The organism is Microbacterium mitrae (assembly GCF_008017445.1).
Taxonomy (GTDB): domain Bacteria; phylum Actinomycetota; class Actinomycetes; order Actinomycetales; family Microbacteriaceae; genus Microbacterium; species Microbacterium mitrae.
Map to the genome: position 1 here is coordinate 268,037 of NZ_VRSW01000002.1, position 16,391 is coordinate 284,427.

Here is a 16,391-nt window from a genome sequence, read left to right on the forward strand (position 1 = left end):
TGAGTAAACTGCCGAAGAATGCGATCTTTGGGATACCAAACTTGGAAAGGTCGGGTATGCGCACTCTTGTGACCGCCGATTACGCCGTCGTCTTCGGTGACGGCGCCAACCGTTTGCAACGCGATGCCGCCATCGTTGTTGAAGGCACGCGCATTGTCTTTGCCGGCACAAGCGCCGCGGCGCCGCAAGATGTCACCGACCACATCGACCTCGGCGAGGCGATCATGCTTCCTGGGCTCATCGATCTCGACGCCCTCACCGACATCGATCACCTCATTCTCGATTCGTTCGCGAGTGGGGATCGCGCTCGCAGCCTGCAGTGGTCCGCAGACTACTTTGACCGCCGGAACCACGTGTTCAGTGCCGAGGAGCGGCGTCGGGTGCGAGAGATCGGGCTGATTCAACTCGCGCTCCATGGCATCACCACCTACATGCCTATCGCCTCCGAGGTGCACTCCGCGTGGGCGGAAGATGCCGATGACTTTCTCGCGATGGCGGAGTTCTCGCGCGCGCTTGGCTTGCGGGGGTACCTTGGCCCCTCCTATCGATCCGCGGTGAATGTGGTCACGCCGGAGGGTGAGCGGGCGATCGCGTTTGATGAGGCCGAGGGTGAGGCCGGGCTCGCCGACGCGATTCGATTCTTCGACGAGGTGGCGACCTGGCACGATGAGCTGGTCACCCCGGTGTTCTTGCCGTGCCGCATCGAAACCCTGACGCCCGCGCTGCTGGCCGCGACCGCGAGGGCGGCGGAGCAACGATCGGCGCTAGTTCGACTGCACGCGCTGCAGGGGGAGTTCGAGCGCGACTATATTCTGCGCACCCACGGCATGACGCCACTTGATCTCATCGACAGCGCGGGCCTCCTCACCGATCGCCTGCTGGTTCCGCACGGCGTCTTTCTCGACATCAATCCCAGGGTGCACGGCGAAGACCGTGGCGACCTGGCGCGAATCGCCGACGCCGGGGCCGCCATCGTGCACTGCCCATTGACGAATGCACGGTACGGCTCGGAGCTTGAGACCTTTGCGCGGTATCGCGACGCTGGCATCACGATCGCGCTGGGTACCGACTCATTTCCGCCTGACCTCATCCGCGGCATTGATACTGGCGTTTCCGTTGCCAAGGTGCAAAACGGTGACCTCGCCCGCGGAGATATTGCGGCGTATGTGGATGCAGCCACGCTCGGTGGTGCGGCGGCGCTGAACCGTGACGACCTCGGCCGCCTCGCCGTCGGAGCGCAGGCTGATATTTCGGCGTTCCGACTCGACGACGTTCGCCTGGGACCGATCGATGATCCGCTGCGAAATCTCATTCTCGCCGGGTCCTCTCGTGACGCCTGCCTCACCATGGTTGCCGGTCGCGTCGTGATGCGCGACGGAACCATTGCTGGCGTTGATCTGGAGGCGGTGCGTCGCGATTCCCAGCGCCTTTTCGACAAGATGCGCTCGGCCTACGCGGGGCGCTCGTACCGCGAAGTCAGCACGCAGGAGTTGTTTCCGCCGGTCTATGCGGAGGTGGCCCAATCATGACCGAACAAGACCAGATCGAGCCGCGCAACGCGCTGGGCGACGACGTTTATGCAGCCCTGTTGCGCTCAATCATCGAGGGGGAGTACCCCGCGCACAGCAGGCTCAAGGAGCGCGAAATCTCGCAGCGATTCGCGGTGTCTCGGGTGCCGGTGCGGGAGGCGCTGCGGCGACTTGAAGCCGACGGGTTCGTGGTGAGCGAGCAGAACCGCGGCGCGCGAGTTGTTGCGGTCACCACCACGGATATCAACGACATCTTCGACCTCCGCCTGTGCATTGAACCGTTCGCGGCGAGCCGGGCAGCTGAGCGCGTCGCCGCGGGTGAGGCATCCACCACGCGCCTTCGTCAGCTACTTGTGATGGCGGAGACGTCGACTGATCCAGACACCGCGCAGGGCGCAAACTTGGACTTTCATGCGGAGATCGTCTCGATGAGCGCGAACGCGGGCCTGGTGCGTGCCCTCGCGCCCGTGCGCGGACGGATGGAGTGGATCTTTCGCCTCACACGCGACCAGCGCGGCGTAGAGCACGCACTGGAGCACCGCCAACTGCTGGAGGCGATCGATGCCGGAAATGAGCGCTCCGCGGCCGCGCTCACCACGGCTCATATCGAGATGGGCAGGGCGCCGATCTTGACCGCACTGGCTGATCTGCTCGAAAACTAACGCTCGCGAAACAACCAGTCGGCGCGTGGTTCCACAAACGGTCGCGCAATGCGGCGAACCGGGCGCGAAGACAGCGCGACGGCGATCAGCACCGATGCGAGTAGCAGGATCACTACCCACAGCGCCTGTGGTTCCAAGCCCACGGTGATGGTTCCCTTGCCGCTGGGGCTCGGCGTCTCGCGCAGCGGGAACAGTACAAAAGTGTGCAGCAAATAGACGTACAGGGTGTAGGCGCCGAGGGGCGTGAAGCGGTAAAGGCGCCGGGGCACGAGCGTAAAGAACGCCCAGCACATGATGAGCGCCATCGCGATAACGCCCAGCCGGATGAGACCGCCCCACGGGCCTGGGGTGAGATCGGCGGGTAGCGAGAGCTCGGCGTAGCTTTGCTTGAAGAAGAACCAGCGCTGCAGGTTTTCGGCACGCAGTGCCTCGGCGGTCAGCAGAAATGTCGCGAGAACGGAGGCGAGCAACACGGCGGCCGCAATCACGACGAGCGGGCGGCGCGGCTCGAAGAACCCGGCATTTTTGAGGATGCCGCGCTCCTTGAGCGCCCATCCGATAACAAAGAACGGCATCAGAGCGATGATGCGATCCATTGCGAAGGTCGAATCAAGCTCCGGGAGGTAGCCGGCAGCAATGGAGACGATGACGGATATCGTTACCGGCCAGCGCAGGAGCGCAATGTAGGGGATGAGAATGCGGAACACCGCGAGGGCGAGCAGGAACCACAGGGTCCACGACACGGACCCGTAGTTGAGACTGAAGGTACCGCTGATCACGACGGATAGCGCCGACCAGATCGTTTCGAAGATGAGGTAGGGCAACAGCAGGTCGGTGATGACGCGCTTGAGGCCGGTGCGCGTTGGCGGGCCGGACTTGGTGAAGTATCCAGACATGATCGCGAACGCGGGCATGTGAAAGGTGTAGATCAACAAGTAGGTGGCGTATGCCAGGTCGGAGCTTCGTGACATCGGCTGAATGGCGTGCCCGGCGACAACCAGCACAATGCACATGAAGCGCGCGTTGTCCCAGAACGGGTCTCGCGTCTTCTTCGCAGACATCTGACTGAACGCTGTCATACGACCCAACATTACGGATGTGCTCTGGGAGGGCAAGAGAGCTTTCTGTGATACGGGAATAGATTCGCGCGCATCGTGTTTCATCATGTATATTCAGTTGCATACAAATCGCAAGGAGCGATCAGATGAGCACCACGCAGGACTTCCCCGGTATGCAGTTCGGTTTGATGACCGTTTCTGACATCACACAAGACCCCACCACCGGGCGCACGCCGTCTGAGGGCGAGCGGATCAAGGCGGCCGTCACCATGGCAAAGCACGCCGAAGAGGCGGGCCTTGACGTTTTCGCCATCGGTGAGCACCACAACCCGCCGTTCTGGTCGTCTTCGCCCACCACGACGCTGGCATATATTGCCGCGCAGACTGAGCGCATCATCCTGTCGACGTCGACCACGCTGATCACGACGAACGACCCGGTGAAGATCGCCGAAGACTACGCCATGCTGCAGCACCTTTCGGACGGTCGTATGGACCTGATGATGGGTCGAGGCAACACCGGCCCGGTGTATCCGTGGTTTGGCAAAGACATCCGCCAGGGTCTGCCTCTTGCGATTGAAAACTACGGTCTACTTCACCGCCTGTGGCGCGAAGATGTCGTTGACTTCGAAGGTAAGTTCCGCACTGCGCTGCAGGGCTTCACCTCCACACCGCGCCCGCTCGATGGTGTCGCACCCTTCGTGTGGCATGGTTCCATCCGCACTCCGGAGATTGCCGAACAGGCCGCCTACTACGGTGACGGCTTCTTCGCCAACAACATCTTCTGGCCCGCTGAGCACTACCAGCGCCTGATCGGTCTGTACCGTCAGCGTTGGGAGCACTACGGTCACGGTGCACCGGAGACGGCCATCGTCGGTCTGGGTGGTCAGGCGTTTATTCGCAAGAACTCGCAAGACGCCAAGAACGAGTTCCGCCCCTACTTCGACAACGCCCCGGTCTACGGCCACGGCCCGTCGATGGAGGACTTCACACAGATGACCCCGCTCACCGTGGGTTCGCCGCAAGAGGTCATTGACCGCTACGCGGGTATGCGTGAAATCTTCGGTGACTACCAGCGCCAGCTGTTCCTGATGGATCACGCGGGCCTGCCGCTGAAGACGGTGCTCGAGCAGATCGACATTCTGGGTGAAGAGGTTGTTCCGGTGCTTCGCAAGGAGATGGCCGCAGGCCGCCCCGCGAACGTACCCGACGCCCCCACGCACGCCCTGCTGGTGAAAGAAAAGTATGGCGACGGCGACGTGCGTGTGGCCGTGCCCAACGCCAACCGTGGCGACAACCTGACCACAGGTTCCAGCCCCTACCAAGACTCCACTGTTACCGCTGGCAGCGCTTTTGGTGCCGCCGCTACTCGAAAGTAAGGCCATGGCCGCCCGTCGTATTGCCGTCATTTCGGCAGGACTCTCCAACCCGTCGTCGACCCGCATGCTCGCCGATCGCCTCGCCATGGCTACCGTGGCCGAGTTGAATGAACGCGGAGTCGACAGCGAAGTGCAGACCTACGAACTGCGTGACTTCGCTCATCAGATCACCGACAACATGCTCACCGGTTTTGCGCCGACCGAGCTTGAGGCCATGATCTCCAACGTCACCAACGCTGACGCGCTGATCGTCGTGACGCCGATCTTCTCCACGAGCTACTCGGGCCTGTTCAAGTCGTTCATCGACGTGCTTGACCCCGATTCGCTCGCCGGCAAGCCGGTGCTGATCGGAGCAAACGCGGGCACCGCGCGGCACTCGCTAGCCATTGACTATGCGATTCGTCCGCTCTTTGCCTACCTGCACGCCGACACCGTGTCATCGGGTGTCTTCGCGGCCTCCAGCGACTGGGGCTCGAACGCCGATGATGTGGCGCCATTGGGCCGCCGAGTGGAGAAGGGTGCCCGCGAACTCGCAGAGCGCATTGTCGCCAACGCGCCGGTGAACAACAGCGACCCCTTCGACCCGGCAAACTATCTGGGCGAGGGTCGCTCGTTCGGGCACCTGCTCGGTGGCCTCACGGGCGAGTAATCAGAAACAGACCACCGAGTCTCACACAGTGGGCGCGCTACCGGCAACGGGTAGCGCGCCCACTGTTGTTTGTGGCGTCAGGGCGAGGCGTCTGCCAGCTCGATCGTCTCTCTCGCGCGATCAATCATGGCGATATCAACAAAGGTGCCGTCTTCGAGAGCGACAGCGCCGGTTCCGATGGCGACGGCCGAATCGATTGCCGCGAGCACCGCGCGTGCGCGAGCAACTTCGTCGCTCGTGGGACGAAACGCAGCGGCAATGATGGGCAGCTGCGACGGGTGAATGGCGGTGCGGCCCCGAAAGCCGAGCGAACGGCCCACAGCGCACGACGCCGCAAGCCCCTCACCATCACGGATATTGGCGAACACCGACATCTGCGGCGACGGCAGCCCTGCCGCCCTTGCCGCGAGCACGAGCCGCATGCGCGCAAAGGCCAGGCCCGCGTCATCGTCAACGCGGAGGTCGCCGCGCAAGTCTGCCTCGCCCAGCGCGATCGAAGCGACCGCGTCGGAGGCTGTCGCGAGATCGAATGCCCGCTCCAGGCCGAGCGCGCTCTCAATCAAGAGGTGAAGGCGGCGGCTGGGCAGCGCTGTCGCAACGGCGCGAACGTCGGCTGCAGATTCCACTTTCGGAATACGCACCTCGACAAACGACGGAAGTGCAGAAATCAGCGCCAGATCATCGGCGTACCAGGGCGAGCCGGCATGGTTGATGCGCACCTGAACGGCGCGGAGAGCGGAACCATGAAAAAAGGCGCGCAGGTTCTCACGCGCCTCGGCCTTACGTGCCGGCGCGACCGCGTCTTCCAGATCGAAGATGACGACATCAGCGGGAGAGTTCCACGCGGCAGGTATCCGTTCAGAGCGGTCAGCGCCCGTGTATAGCAGGGTGAGGGGCGGGCGGGTCATACCGCGCCCGCTTCGCGTAGGCGCGAGATCTCCTCGGCCGAGTAGCCCATCTCGCCCAGCACGGCATCGGTGTCTTGGCTGTGTGCGCGCCCGGTGAACGCGATGACCCCTGCCGCGTCAGAAAGTCGAAACAACGGACCCTGCATGGTCATCGAGCCTAACTCGTCATCATCGATCCGGTGCAGGGTGCCAAGCGCCTGAAACTGCGGATCACGTGAAATGTCTTCGGCGTCGTAGATGGGGGCGACGGCGGCCTCTGCGGCCTCAAAGGCGGCGATAACTTCGTCGCGACTGTGTAGTGCGATCCAAGAGCCGACGGCCTCGTCAAGAATGTCGGCATGCTGCGCGCGCTCGCGGCCGGTGGCAAACCAGGGTTCGTCGATGAGTTCTGGGCGGCCCACCAACCGCATGACCCGCTCGGCAATGGACTGCGCCGAGGTGGAGACCGCCACCCACTGACCATCCGAGGTACGGTAGGTATTGCGAGGCGCATTGTTGGTCGTGCGGTTGCCCGTGCGCGGCTGCACCGTGTGCAACTGATCCCAGCGGGTGATTTGGGGGCCGAGCATGGCGAGAATCGGCTCAATGATGGCGATATCGACAACTTGACCCTCACCGGTCTGCTCCCGAGCACGCAACGCCACCATGATCGCGAAGGCGGTGGCGAGGGACGCGACCCCATCGGCCAGCCCAAACGGCGGCAGGGTGGGAGGGCCATCAGGCTCGCCGGTCATCGCGGCGAAGCCACTCATGGCTTCGGCCAGCGTGCCGAATCCGGGTCGGGTGCGATAGGGGCCGACCTGCCCAAATCCGCTCACGCGGGCGAGCACCAGGCGGGGATTGCGTGCCCGAAGCTCATCCCATCCCAGCCCCCACCGTTCGAGAGTGCCTGGGCGGAAGTTCTCGATCACGACGTCGGCGGTTTCGGCGAGCTTCAAGAAGACCTCACGCCCGCCGGGGGAGGAGAGGTTGGCCGTTACCGTCTGCTTGTTGCGCCCCAGCGTTTTCCACCACAGGTTGACGCCATCTTTCGCAACGCCATGGGTGCGCGCCGGATCGGGGCGAGTGGGATGCTCGACCTTGATGACTTCGGCACCGTTGTCGCCGAGGTGCATCGCAGCCATCGGCCCGGCAAACAGTGTTGCGGCGTCAATGACGCGGATGCCCGCGAGCGCACCGGCCTGCGGATCGGTGCCGACGTTCATGATGACTCCTCATCCCAGGCCAGACGAAACCCGATGGTTGCGGATCGATCAAGGCCCAGGCCCGGGCGCAAGAATTTGACCGCATAGTCCGCTTCGTGCGGGCCCCCCTCGATGTACCAGTCGGATCCTTCGGCGATGTAGTCCGCGCCGCCCTTCAGCATCACGAAGCGGGTGCGACCATCGGAATACTCCGACTCCGTCCAGTTCCATACGCGCGGTGTACCACGCTGGAATGACTCATCCGCGCCGGCGAGTTGCCATTCGTCTTCCGTTGCCAGCCGTGCACCGCGCCAGGCAGCGTACGCGCGAGCATCATCCAGATTGACGAAGGTCACGGGTTCGTTCTCCGTGCCAGCGGCGGGAGCACCGTCTTGCCATTGAAGAAGGTAGCGGTGGTCGATGGCAGGCACATAGCCCGACTCGGCGACGAAGGCAGCGAATTGCCGGTTGGTGACCTCCGTCTGCGCGACGCGAACCCCACCGTGCAGCACGACCTCGCGCTGTAACGTGCGCGCATCGTGCAGGCGCGGCGGCAGTGGCTTGAACTCGTCAACGTACGGTGCACCCTGGTACATACCCGTCTCGCGGGCGCGGTATCGCACCGTCACAACGTGCTCTCCCGACGCAATCAGCACCGATGGTTCCGTCGCAGTATCGCGCGAGCTCCCCTCGGCGAGCACGCGTCGCGCAATGCGATGAGCAAAGGCGGGGGAGCCGGTAGGAACCACGTTGGCCGCGGCGACAGCTGCCTCCAGGCCCGCAAACCAGACAGGAGCGGCATCGCCGCTATGGCCGACAGCGGCGGCGATGGAGCGACCCGGAACCGTGATCGGCGGATGATCGGCGTGGACCACGCCGGTCCAGTCGGTCGTCCCCCGGTTCACCAGGGTGAACAGGGTTACGCCCTCCTTCTCCCACGAGGACGCGTACACGCCCGCGGCCTCCGCGTCGGCCGTCAGGGCGGCCAGCGGGGTCCACGCGCCCGTGAGGAGAAGATCTTCTGCCGCACGCGTCACCGTCTGCAGCCGTCGCAACGTGTTGGCGTCACGTTCGCTCCAGCCGACCCAAACGCCAAACACGACCTCCCACACCATCACGCCAACACCGTTCAACCAGGCTGATTGCAGTTCTTCGCTGTGGTCGCGGTGCCAGCGGCGCACATGATGCTGCATGTGGCGGCGCTCGTACCAGTGCGCGCGAAGGACGCCAGGAACCTCGGAGTCGGCGAAAAACTGCGCCCACGATGAGGTGTGATCTTCGGTGCGCTCCACGGCCAGCTTGCTTTCGCCCTCCAGCACGATGCCGTCTTTTGCGGCATTGAGCGCGGCCACCAGATCAGGATCGGCCTTCTTCAGGGTGTCGAGAAAGACGCCGTCGGCATCGAAGTCGGCGATGACGGCTGCCAGTTCTTCCCGGTCGGCGCCAGCGCGTCGCGTTCCGATGTCCCACGGGTTGTAGTCGACGAATACCTTGAGCCCGGCGGCATGCAGATCATCCACGAGGCGGCGAAGGCCCGGAATGTCACGGTAGTAGTCCCACTGGTTGCGGTCATCGACGCCGATGATGGGGTAGGCGTGCCAGAGAACGACCGCGTCTAGCCCGTCGAATCGTGCTTGAGCGTCAGCGATCAGGCGCTCCGGGGTGAAACGGTGCTCGTCAAACGAATAGAGCAGTTCGTCCCACAACCACACCTGGGCGACGGTGCGACATTGGGCCGCCCACTGCGCGTTGGGGTTCTCGTAGCCGGTGCCGACGAAGCCGTGGCGCTCGCGGGCGTCACGGCGCCATTCGTCGAGTCTGGCCCGCCATGCGTCGCGCTCGGCAGGGTTGGTCGGGCCGGAGAAGATCTTTGCCTCATCGAGCGCGACACTCAGCTCGCGCGTCAAGGCTGCAGAGGTGTCGATGGCGGTCGGCAGATCGATCGGCCGCGGAACGAGGGGATCAAACGTGTAGGTCACGTCACATGCTTTCTGTTGCTTCGCTAGTGCGCAGGAGAGATAAGTGCCAGGGTGCGCTCAACCAGGCGCGAAATCTGTTGGTCTCCGCCGGGGAGGGACGTGGCGATCGTGTTGCGCAGCGGGCTCGTCCACCGTGATTCGATGCCCTCGAATCCGCGGACGGCTCCCACGACGGCGCCAACGGTCGCACCTGCAGAATCGGTGTCCCAGCCCGCGGTGACGGCGATCGAAATACTCGCCGCGAAGTCACCGCGGCCCACCTGAAGGGCATAAGCAATGACGGCCGCATTGTTGAGGGTGTGCACCCAGTGCAGCTCGCCATACTTCGCGTGCAGGGCATCGAGTGCCCCGCGCACACCGTCTTCGCTGATGTCGCCGTCGGCGCCGAGTGCGCGACCGAAGGCAATAGCCTCAGCAAGGCGACTCTGCGGCGGCACGATGGTTCCGGCGTCATCCAGCGCCTCGGCGACGGTACCGGCGGTCAGCGCCGCCGCGCCGAGAGCCGCCGCCCACATGGCGCCGTACACACCGTTTCGGGTGTGGCTAAGTCTGGCGTCTTCGTAGGCCAGGTGCGCGGCGGTCAGTACGTCGCCTGGGCTCACCCAGCCGAACACGTCGGTGCGGATGAGCGCACCGATCCATTCCCGGAACGGGTTGTGGTGCGTCGCCGTTTGAGGCACGGGCCGCGCGTCGAGAATATTGCGATATGCGGCACGCTCGGCCGTGAACGACCGGCCGGCGGGGAGCGCATCGAGCCAGAGTTGCGCGACGTCCTCGGTCGTGAATTCTCGACCCTTGGCTTCCAGCAACGTCAGCGCCAGCAGCGGATAGTTGAGATCATCGTCCTCTGGCATGCCATCGATGTTTTCCGCCAGCGATGTCGGCGCTGAACGCTTGTTCCATGGCCATCGCTCGTTAACCTCAGCAGGCAACCCCTGTGCGGTGAACCAATCATTCAGCGGCCATCGGTCCGTGGCGCGGAGAATTTCTTCAATGCCCTGGCGCGGGATCTTCTCGACCGGCTTACCCAACAGGCACCCCGCCGCACGCCCGGCCCATGCGCCGTGCACCCGGTCGCGCAGGTCGGTGGGAACGGGGCGCACTGCCGCCGGAGTCAGTGTGGCGACGATGTCGTTCCACGTCTCTGGTTCGGCGGCGTCGATCGCGGCTGGTTGCTCGTCCAGTTCGTCAAGCAGTTGCCGCGCCAGCGGGCGCAATGCTGCCATCGCTGGGTCGGTGCCCGCTCCGCTGACCTCGGGCGTCATGGTTCCGCCCGCTTGCTGCCAGCGCTCAGCGACCGCGTCGACACTCTTGCCCTCGACGCGGGCTTGCACCAGTTCGTGAGGGAGAAGGTCTTCGGGCTGGGCCCAGGTGAGCCTCACAGTGAGGCCCAATCGCCGAGGCGCGCGCTACGTGCGGCGGCGCGCTCCTGGTCGGCGGTGAGAATGTCGCGGGCGGCATCGGCCATGAGACGACCGGTCTCGCGAATATCCATCTTGCTCGCGGCCTCAATCTCGTCAATCCATTCCGCGGGCACAACTTCGGTGCCGCCGAGCCCTGCGCACAGGGCCGCCGCCATGACGGCGATCGAGTCGGCGTCGCGACCGTAGTTGACGGAGGCGAGGACGGAACCACGAAAGTCGCCGCGGTGCGCCAAGATGAAGGCGAAAGCGACCGGAAGCTCCTCGATCGCCTTAGTACGCGAGGGCCGCCTGGCATCCATCGACATCTGACGGTATTCGGGCCCAACCGAATCAAACGGGGCAACAACGTCACGAATGTGCGCGGCAAGGGCGCGCTCGTCTTCATCGTTTTGTGGCGTCGGAACATCGTGGATCGCCTCGAAAACGGCGCGCATCGCGGCGCGGGTTCCGTCGTGCGAAAGCGTGAGGGCGGCGTCTGTCACATCGGCGAGCGTCGCGCCGGGGGCAACGGCCGCGGCGACCATCGCGGCAAACACGCCGGCGGCTTCTCGACCGTAGCTGGCCTGGTGCGCTCCGGTGATGTCAATGGCCTCCGCATATGCGGCAGCCGGGTCGCCGGCGTTAGCGAGGCCTACGGGGGCGATGTACATCGCGGCGCCGCAGTTGATGATGTTGCCAACGCCAGCCTCGCGGGGGTCGACGTGGCCGTAGTGCAGGCGCCCGACGATCCACTTCTCGGCGAGAAACACGCGTTGCAGCAGGAGGGCGGTCGATTCGAGCTCGGGAATCCACCGTGGTTCGCCGATCATGAGCGGAACCAGGTCTTCGGCAACGGAGTAGGCGTCCAGGTGCGTTCGTCGCTTGGCATACACCTCGACGAGGGCGCGGGTCATCAGAGTGTCGTCGGTGATGTGCCCGTCACCCTTGTGGTACGGCGCGATGGGGCGCGCGTCTTGCCAGTTTTCAAACCACGGCTCAACGATGCCGGTGACCCGGCCGCCATGACGTTCTTCGATCTGCTGCGGAGTCCATCCCTCGACGGCGCCGCCCAGGGCGTCGCCCACGGCTGCTCCGGTGATGACGGCGATCGATCGGTCCTCAAGCCAGCTCACGTTCTACTCCTGTCGTGTTGCGCTTGCACTGCTTTGCGTGTTCGTGCGCGGTGATACGTCGTGTTGCGCTTTGCGCCGAGTGTTTTGGGGGCGAAGCGGCGATGCGCTTCGCCCCCAAAGGATTACTTGGTGATCGAATCCCAGCCGCTCAGCAGCTCAGCGGCCGTCTGCTCGGAGTTGTTTTCACCGGCAATGTACTTCTGATACGCGGGCGTTGCGACCGTGTCCTTCCACTGCGCGTAGGCGTCAACGAACAGGTAGGGGGCGCTGGTCATGTACTGACCGGACTGCAGAATCTGATCCCATCCGTTTTCGCCAGCCATTTCGGCAGCCAGTGCTTCCTGGCCAGACGTGGTCGCCGGAATCAGTGCGTCAGCCTTGTTCAGCGCGGCGAGGTTGTCTGCCTCGGTGAAGAACTCGATAAACGCTGCTGCCTCTTCGATGTGCTCCGAGTCGATGTTGACCGACAGCGTCTGCGGGTTGGCGGCCTGGTCTGCACCCTCCGGGCCCTCGAGTGGCGGCAACACGATCCAGTCGAATCCTTCTGGCGCGTCCTTTGCGATGTTGGCGGCCTGGTACGAACCCTGCACCGTCATTGCAACCTGACCCGCGTAGAACGAAGCCAAGACCTCGCCGCCCGACTGGGTGAGTCCGACAGGCAGCATCGACTTGTCCGTGTGAGCCATCGTGTCGACGAGGTCAGGCAGTGCCATCTCGCCCTCACCGATCGTGAGCGTTGCGTCCGATCCGGAGCCTTCAAAATAGGTTCCGCCGAACTGCGGTGCCATGGCCATAAACGCGGCCGTTGGGCTCTTCAGGCCCCAACCGAGGCCGTAGACGTCGGCGGTCGTTGTCGCCTTCGCCATTTCCTGCAGATCATCCCACGTCATGGTGTCGCCGGTGGGAATCTCCACACCCGCCGCTTCGAGCAGGGTCTTGTTGGCAAAGACCATGTAGGACTGCAGCTCGGTCGGGTAGGCCACGACCTGGTCGTCAACGGTCACCGAGTCGAGGATGCCCTCGGGAATGTCTTTCTTGCGCTCCTCCGACATGTACTCGCTCAAGTCGGCGAGGTAGCCGTCGCGGGCGAATGGAACGATGCTTGCGGCTTCGTAGTGGATGATGTCGGGCGCTGCGCCACCGTTGAACTGCGTGATCAGCTTGTCGTAGATGCCATCCCAGCCGGCAGGAACAATCTCCACCTGCACGTCCGGGTTGGCTTCGTTCCACTCCGCGACGATTGCTTCGGTGGCGGCGATGGCTGCCGGCTGGTCAGACAGCGACTGGAACGTGAGGGCGATGGGTTCGCCTGAGGCGTTGTCGCCGTTGCCGTTGTCAGTGTCTGAGCTGGGTGACGAGCAACCGGCAAGGACGAGCGCTGTGAGCGAGAGACCAGCGGCGATGGATACACCACGAGATTTCATGGGTCTTCCTTTCGAATATGTGTTGCGGAACATCTGCGTTGACCGGAACGGAGGGTTTTGGACGGAGGTGGGCGCTACCCCTTGACGGCGCCGGACATGAGTCCGCCGACGAGCTTTCGTTGCATGATTGCGAAGAACACAATGCTGGGAATCGAGGCGAGCACGGCGCCGGCGGCGAGTGGCCCGAGGGCCACCTTGCCTTCACCGCCGATGAACATCTTCAGGGTGATCGGCAGGGTGTAGTTTTCTGGCGATTGCAGCAGCACCAACGCGAAGAAGAACTCGTTCCAACTCGACACGAAGGCGAACATCGCGGTGGCGACGACGCCGGGCGCGAGAAGAGGAAAGACGACGCGGCGCAATGCCTGGAAGCGACTCGCGCCGTCCATGGCCGCTGCCTCCTCAAGCTCAACGGGAATGGCCGCGACGTAACCCTGCAGCATCCACAGCGCGAACGGCAGGGTGTAGGTGGTGTGAACCAGGGTGAGCCCGAGGAGGCTGTCATTGATGCCGATCGTTCGCAGAATCAAGAACAGCGGCAGGATGATCAGGATGACGGGGAACACCTGGCTGACCATGATCCAGCCCACGCCCGCGATACGGATCTTGCCCTTCAGGCGTGCCAGCACATAGGAGGCGGGCAACGCGATGATGACCACGAGAGCGGTGGAGGCAAGTGCCACGATCGCGCTGTTAATCGACGAGGAGATCAGCCCCTGCTTTGCCAGCGCATCCGAGTAGTTCTGCACATGCCACTCGTTGGGGATGAGGGAGACGTTGAGCGAGTTCAGTTCGGCCGAAGACTTGAACGAGGCAGAGATGAGCCAAATCAGCGGAAAGCCGAGGAAGAAGATATACGCCACCAGGGCGATGTATTGACCGACGCGAGAGATGCGCACCTTACTTCTCCTTGTCTTCACGGAACTGGGCGCGCAGGAAGAGAGCGAGCAGCAGCACGACGACGATCACGAGCACAACACCCATGGCAGCCGCGTATCCGATGTTTCGGTTCTTGAAGGCCTCGATGTAGGTGAACAGCATCGGCAGCATGGTCTTGCCACCGGGGCCACCTTCGGTCAACACGTAGATGAGTGAGAACGAATTGAAGTTCCAGATGAAGTTCAACGAGGTGATCGAGACGATGATGGGGCGAAGCGACGGCAGGGTGACGGTGGTAAACCGGCGCCACGCTCCGGCGCCGTCAACGGCAGCTGCTTCGTAGAGCTCTGATGGAACCTGCTGCAGACCGGCAAGGAGGGTGACAGTGGTTTGCGGCATGCCGACCCAGACGCCGACCACGATGACGGCGGGGAGCGCGAGTGAGAAATCGCCCAACCAGTTGATGTCATCTGGCAATCCGACGGCCCCCAGAAAGGCATTCAGCGGCCCGGCGTTGGGGGAGTAGATCATGCGCCACATGATGGCGACCACCACGGGCGGCATCGCCCACGGGATGAGGGCGAGCAAGCGCGTGAGCCCCTGCATCTTCATGTTGGAGTTCAGCAGCAGCGCGAGACCCATGGAGGCGGCGAGCTGCAGCACCGTAACGGATACCGCCCACACCATGCCAATGCGGAACGAGTCCCAGAAGAAGCCGTTGTCGAGGAGGCGGACGAAGTTGTCCATTCCGACGAAGTTGTACTCCGGATTGCGCACCAAGCGCGCATCGGTAAAGGCGAGCGCAATGCCCATGACGAGCGGTGCGATGCTCAGCACGATGATCGGTAGCAGTGATGGCATGACGAGGAGAATGGCCTCGCGCCGACGGCTACGTTCAATGCCGGTGATTCGTTTTCTGCGCTTCTTTTGGCCCGGAGGGTGCGCTACCACCTCGAGTGTTGCCGGCAAACTCTGCGTCATTGTGGAGTTCCATCCGATTGTCGTGGGGTCGTGTTCAAGGAGGTGAGCATGGGGTCAGCGGCGCCGGTGGACTCGCGTGCCACGAGCGTGGGGCCGATGTGCGCTTGACGTACTTCGCCGCCGTGACCGGCATCGGGGGCGATGCGCTCGAGCACGATCTGGGCTGCGACGTGGGCGCGTTCTGTCGATCCCAGCGAGACGCTCGTGATGCTGGGCTGGAAAAGCCCGCCGATTTCGGTGTTGTCAACACCGGTAACGGCAAGGTCTTCCGGAACGCGCAGCCCCAGGTTCTTGGCGGCGCGGATCACGCCGATCGCGAGAAGGTCATTGGCCGCGACGATCGCATTGATGGGCGTGCCAGATTCTTGCGCGCGGGTGAGCAGGGTGTTGGCCGCGATCAGACCCGCGGCGACGGTGAAGTCATCGGCGATCTCGATGGGGCTTGCCTCGCTGGCGAGACGCTGTTGTGCGGCGCTGACGAAGCCGCGCTGACGAGCGGCGCCCGGCGTGGTGTCGAGGGGGCCGTTAATGAAGCCGATGTGGGTGCGCCCGATGTCGATCAGGTGGTCAACGGCCATACCGATCGCGACCGCGGAGTCAGTGGAGACGGAATCAATGCCGTGCTCGGGCAGCGGGCGACCAATCACGACGATGGGCATGGGTGCGCTGGTCAAAGCGGCGAGGAGTTCGTCGTCAAGACGAAGCGGCGACAAGATCATGGCGTCGATGATGCCCGCGCTCATGGTGCGCACGAGTTCGGCCGTGCTATGGGCGGTCTGTCCGGTTTGCATGACCACGACGCGGTACCCAGCGGGAGACACTGTCTCGTGAATGGCGGACAGCATCTCGACGTAGACCGGGTTACCGATGTCGGCGACGGCGAACGCGATCTGTTTGGTCTGCTTCATCCGCAGTGACCGACCGCTCGCGTCGGGTCGGTAGCCGAGTTCAACCGCAGCCGTTCGCACGCGTTCCACCATGGCTTCGCTGGCGCCCTGATCGTTCATCGCGCGAGAAGCAGATCCGAGGGAGACACCGGCACGTTCAGCAACCTCGACAAGGGTGACTTTCATCGGCTTGTCATCCACGGCGAAGCTCCTCGGTCATCATTGATCAGGTGGTTTTGGAAACGTTTCCAAATTTGACGAGACTCGTTGGTGGAAACGTTTCCGTCTGAGCAAGGTATCACTGTCCGTTCGCGGATGCCAGCGATTAGCGAAAATTCG

General features: G+C 63.6%; 14 protein-coding genes. 4 read left to right on the top strand and 10 right to left on the bottom strand.

Going from position 1 to position 16,391, the window contains the following annotated elements:
- Window positions 1-56 precede the first annotated feature (56 nt).
- Entirely contained in the window at window positions 57-1,529 is a 1,473-nt protein-coding gene (locus tag FVP60_RS08110) for a chlorohydrolase family protein (protein ID WP_147825761.1), read from the top strand.
- Window positions 1,526-2,191: a GntR family transcriptional regulator gene (locus FVP60_RS08115; protein WP_147825762.1), complete on the top strand. Its 666-nt coding sequence runs from the start codon at window positions 1,526-1,528 to the stop codon at window positions 2,189-2,191. The genes FVP60_RS08110 and FVP60_RS08115 overlap by 4 nt, the downstream gene beginning before the upstream one ends.
- Here the strand turns inward: FVP60_RS08115 and FVP60_RS08120 are convergent.
- Entirely contained in the window at window positions 2,188-3,252 is a 1,065-nt protein-coding gene (locus FVP60_RS08120; protein WP_147826012.1) for an acyltransferase family protein, read from the bottom strand. The genes FVP60_RS08115 and FVP60_RS08120 overlap by 4 nt on opposite strands.
- Window positions 3,253-3,422: 170 nt before the next feature.
- Here FVP60_RS08120 and FVP60_RS08125 point away from each other — a divergent pair, with 170 nt between their 5' ends.
- Both FVP60_RS08125 and FVP60_RS08130 read left to right on the top strand, forming a co-directional pair.
- Window positions 3,423-4,625, top strand: a complete 1,203-nt coding sequence (locus FVP60_RS08125) for a CE1758 family FMN-dependent luciferase-like monooxygenase (RefSeq protein ID WP_187240624.1) — start codon at window positions 3,423-3,425, stop codon at window positions 4,623-4,625.
- A gap of 4 nt (window positions 4,626-4,629) precedes the next feature.
- Window positions 4,630-5,274 carry an FMN reductase gene (locus tag FVP60_RS08130; protein ID WP_147825764.1) on the top strand — a complete coding sequence of 215 codons (645 nt, stop codon included), beginning with the start codon at window positions 4,630-4,632 and terminating at the stop codon, window positions 5,272-5,274.
- Between the two features lie 77 nt (window positions 5,275-5,351).
- Here FVP60_RS08130 and FVP60_RS08135 read toward each other — a convergent pair whose 3' ends face one another.
- The 9 genes from FVP60_RS08135 to FVP60_RS08175 all read right to left on the bottom strand — a co-directional run bounded on the left by FVP60_RS08135 (window position 5,352) and on the right by FVP60_RS08175 (window position 16,253).
- The gene (locus FVP60_RS08135) at window positions 5,352-6,182 is read right to left on the bottom strand and encodes an HpcH/HpaI aldolase/citrate lyase family protein (protein WP_147825765.1); all 831 of its coding nucleotides are present in this window, start codon (window positions 6,180-6,182) and stop codon (window positions 5,352-5,354) included.
- Complete coding sequence (locus FVP60_RS08140) at window positions 6,179-7,387, bottom strand: CaiB/BaiF CoA transferase family protein (RefSeq protein WP_147825766.1); 1,209 nt, start codon at window positions 7,385-7,387, stop codon at window positions 6,179-6,181. Before FVP60_RS08140 ends, FVP60_RS08135 begins: the two co-directional genes overlap by 4 nt.
- On the bottom strand, window positions 7,384-9,345 hold the full coding sequence (locus FVP60_RS08145; protein WP_147825767.1) for an SUMF1/EgtB/PvdO family nonheme iron enzyme: 1,962 nt from the start codon (window positions 9,343-9,345) through the stop codon (window positions 7,384-7,386). Before FVP60_RS08145 ends, FVP60_RS08140 begins: the two co-directional genes overlap by 4 nt.
- A 23-nt stretch (window positions 9,346-9,368) precedes the next feature.
- A complete protein-coding gene (locus tag FVP60_RS08150; protein ID WP_147825768.1) occupies window positions 9,369-10,727 on the bottom strand; it encodes an ADP-ribosylglycohydrolase family protein in 1,359 nt (452 codons plus the stop codon).
- Window positions 10,724-11,881: an ADP-ribosylglycohydrolase family protein gene (locus FVP60_RS08155; RefSeq protein WP_147825769.1), complete on the bottom strand. Its 1,158-nt coding sequence runs from the start codon at window positions 11,879-11,881 to the stop codon at window positions 10,724-10,726. Before FVP60_RS08155 ends, FVP60_RS08150 begins: the two co-directional genes overlap by 4 nt.
- A 122-nt stretch (window positions 11,882-12,003) precedes the next feature.
- Entirely contained in the window at window positions 12,004-13,305 is a 1,302-nt protein-coding gene (locus FVP60_RS08160; RefSeq protein ID WP_147825770.1) for an ABC transporter substrate-binding protein, read from the bottom strand.
- 74 nt (window positions 13,306-13,379) lie between these two features.
- Window positions 13,380-14,204, bottom strand: coding sequence for a carbohydrate ABC transporter permease (locus FVP60_RS08165; RefSeq protein ID WP_147825771.1), 825 nt, complete (start codon window positions 14,202-14,204; stop codon window positions 13,380-13,382).
- A gap of 1 nt (window position 14,205) precedes the next feature.
- Window positions 14,206-15,165, bottom strand: a complete 960-nt coding sequence (locus FVP60_RS08170; protein ID WP_147825772.1) for a carbohydrate ABC transporter permease — start codon at window positions 15,163-15,165, stop codon at window positions 14,206-14,208.
- Window positions 15,162-16,253: a LacI family DNA-binding transcriptional regulator gene (locus tag FVP60_RS08175; protein ID WP_246132527.1), complete on the bottom strand. Its 1,092-nt coding sequence runs from the start codon at window positions 16,251-16,253 to the stop codon at window positions 15,162-15,164. The genes FVP60_RS08170 and FVP60_RS08175 overlap by 4 nt, the downstream gene beginning before the upstream one ends.
- Window positions 16,254-16,391 lie beyond the last annotated feature (138 nt).